Source organism: Streptomyces sp. NRRL B-24572, from assembly GCF_002156145.1.
Lineage (GTDB): Bacteria > Actinomycetota > Actinomycetes > Streptomycetales > Streptomycetaceae > Streptomyces > Streptomyces vietnamensis.
Genome location: NZ_MWIG01001058.1, coordinates 1 through 2,636, shown reverse-complemented (window position 1 = coordinate 2,636; position 2,636 = coordinate 1). Strand labels below are relative to the sequence as shown.

The window sequence follows — 2,636 nt, the reverse complement described above, 5'->3', positions numbered from 1 at the left end:
GCGGGGTGCAGCAGCTCGCGGGCCGCGTCGAGCGCGTCGCGGCCGGCCAGCCACGCGGCGGTCTCCTCGCGGGCCGCGGCCTCCGGGTAGCCGGCGATCCCGTCGAGGAGGGCGTCGGCGAGGACGAGGTGCGGGAAGGCGTCGGGTCCCGGCGCGAACCTCGCGTACGGGCCGGCGAGCTGTTCGGCGAGCCCGGCGGCGGTCCAGCGGTCCTGGAGCGCGGCGGCGAGCTGTCCGATGCCGGTCGCGACGGCGTGGTCGGTGAGCAGCGGCCCGGCGGCCGGGGGCGTCTCGGCGTCCCGTACGTACGCGCGCGTGAGCGCCTCGGCGAGCAGGACGTCGGCGAGGGCGGTACGCCCCATGAGGTGGGCGCGGCGCACGCCGTCGGGGAGCGGTGCTCCGTCGAGGGCGGCGAGGCGGCGGCGTACGTCCTCGGGGTCGGAGAGGTCCGCGCCGACGGTCCGCAGGAGCGAGGCGTACCAGCGGTGCCAGGTGAGGTTGCCGGGGTCGTTCATGGCGCGTTCGAAGTCGGGCGCGGACTCGGCGACGACCACGGCGATCCGCTCGCGCCGCCCTCCGTCGAACCGTGCCGCGAGCGCCCCGAGGACGGCCGGGTAGGCAGCGAGCTCGTCGGGCGGCGCGTAGACGAAGGTCGGCAGGTCCTCGACCAGGAGCTGCCGCACGAGCCCCGGGGTCGGTTCGGGCACCCCCGTCGCCCGGTCGGCGCCGCGCAGGGCCAGCAGCCCCAGGACCGCTTCGGCGGCCCGCGCGAACGCGGCGTCACGATGCTCGGGCGCTCCGTCGAGGAAGCTGTCGAGCCCGGTGTTGGTGAGAACGGTCCCGGCCACGCTTCCCAGGGTAATTCCGGGGAGCCGGTTCCGGCGGGAAGGGGCGACGGGTCAGGAGTGTCGCCGCAGTTCGCGGGCGACATGGGTCAGGTGCTGGCTGTGGCCCGCGCAGATCCAGACGTCGGGGTGCCCGGTGCCGGGCAGGCCCCTGCCGTCGGCGCACGCCCGGAGCCAGCGGTCCCCCTCGCTGTACTCCGCTCCCCTGAAGCACGGGGAGGCGACGATCTCACGGGCGAGCGCGCGGACCCTGAGGTGGTGGCCGGACTCGGCCGGGACCTCGCCGATGAGGAAGGCCTGTTCGGCGGTGTAGCGCAGGGCTCCGCGGAACGGGTCCTCCCCCGTGTCGGAGACCCGGTCGGCGCTCGCCGCGTCGTGCGCCCCGTAGTCGCCGTGGACGGGCCGCGGACCGGGCCCGCCGCCGGTGTGGCGGAGCAGCTCGGGAAGGAGGCGGTCGGCCCGGCAGGTCTCGGCCAGGGGTGGTCCGTACGTCTCGGGGCACGTGCGGGGGAAGGCGCCGGCCAGGAGGACGACGGTGCGCCAGGGGTGGAGGGGCGCGAGGACGTTCAGGACGCGGAGCGCCGTGTGGTCGGCTCCCTGGTCCTCGTCGACCGCGCCCAGGTCGATGAGGAGGTCCAGGGGGCACCGGGCGAACGCGATCCGTTCGAGGAGGCGGCACAGCGCTTCCGCCGTCCGCTCGCCGCCGCTCGGGCGTACCCGGTCATGGCTGTTCTGACGTACCCGGATGCCGAGACCCGTGCCGACCGCGCGGGCCGCCTCGGCGCGGGCCGCCTGCTCGCCGATGGCGCGCTCGATGCCGGTGACGGGCCGCAGCGGGGGCCGGACCGCCCCGTGGCAGGGGAAGCCCGGCTCGCGCTCGACGTGGCGGGTGTCGACCCAGGCGGGCCGGCCGCGCTGGACGCGCGCGATGCGGTCCAGGGCGGCACGCGGATCGACGCGGGGCGGGACGGTCCAGAGGGGTGCCACGACGGCCCGGACGTCCGGCGTCAGCTTGTCGTACGCGGCGAGCGCGCTCCACCGTGCGGGCAGCGCGGGTACGTAGAGCGGCTCGGACCTCGGTTCGGACATCGGCGCCCCCCAGCGGCCCGTCGCTTCCCCTGGTCGCAGGGTGAGGTGCCGTCAGCTTGCGCGAAAGGGTGCGATTTCGGCCAGAGCCAGGGGAGTTCAGCGCACGACCACGGTTCTCGGCGCGGAGAAGTCGCCCCAGGTGCCGTCCGGGAGCCGGGCGCGGAGGGTGACGGTGTAGCGGGTGCCCGGCGGGTCCTGGACCGGGAAGGTGTAGGTGGCGCGGCCGGGGGGTGGGGTGGTGCCCCAGACGATGGTGGTGGCGAAGCGGCCGTTGAGGTGGAGTTCGTGCTCGGTGACGGGGGCGCCCGTCCTCGGCGGGGTCCAGGTGAGGGTGATCTCGCCCTTGGTGGCCGTGGCGGTGAGGTCTTCGGGGGCGGTGTTCGGCTCACCGCCGACGGCAGCCGCGCCGCCACCCTCCGCTGGTCCCCGGCCCGCGACGACACCCGCGTCACCGCGTACGACGTCTACCAGGCCGACACCCGCATCCACACCGTCCCCGGCACCGCCACCACCGCCCACCTCACCGGCCTGCGCCCCGGCACCGCCTACGCCTTCACCGTCCGCGCCCGCGACGCCGCCGAGAACTCCTCCCCGGACAGCACCCCGGCCGACCTCACCACCGCCCCGTCCCCGGGCGCCCCGCCGAACACCGCCCCCGAAGACCTCACCGCCACGGCCACCAAGGGCGAGATCACCCTCACC

3 protein-coding genes and 1 pseudogene are annotated in these 2,636 nt (G+C 76.2%); 1 reads left to right on the top strand and 3 read right to left on the bottom strand.

The features are described from left to right. From CCN56_RS40100 to CCN56_RS45400, 3 genes and pseudogenes are all read right to left on the bottom strand, one after another. A pseudogene (locus CCN56_RS40100) lies at positions 1-848 on the bottom strand (hypothetical protein); the annotation flags it as partial. 51 nt (positions 849-899) lie between these two features. Continuing rightward, complete coding sequence (locus tag CCN56_RS40095; RefSeq protein ID WP_086832487.1) at positions 900-1,934, bottom strand: hypothetical protein; 1,035 nt, start codon at positions 1,932-1,934, stop codon at positions 900-902. A 96-nt stretch (positions 1,935-2,030) separates the two neighbouring features. Continuing rightward, on the bottom strand, positions 2,031-2,270 hold the full coding sequence (locus tag CCN56_RS45400) for a fibronectin type III domain-containing protein (protein WP_373412963.1): 240 nt from the start codon (positions 2,268-2,270) through the stop codon (positions 2,031-2,033). Between CCN56_RS45400 and CCN56_RS40085 the strand changes: the two genes are divergently transcribed. Then, positions 2,220-2,636, top strand: a 417-nt coding sequence (locus CCN56_RS40085; protein WP_256962436.1) for a fibronectin type III domain-containing protein, incomplete at its 3' end; no start/stop codon positions are given. The genes CCN56_RS45400 and CCN56_RS40085 overlap by 51 nt on opposite strands.

Bases quoted from the DNA above. Each gene is read 5' to 3' on its own strand.
- CCN56_RS40095 (WP_086832487.1), bottom strand. From the start codon at position 1,934: ATGTCCGAACCGAGGTCCGAGCCGCTCTACGTACCCGCGCTGCCCGCA.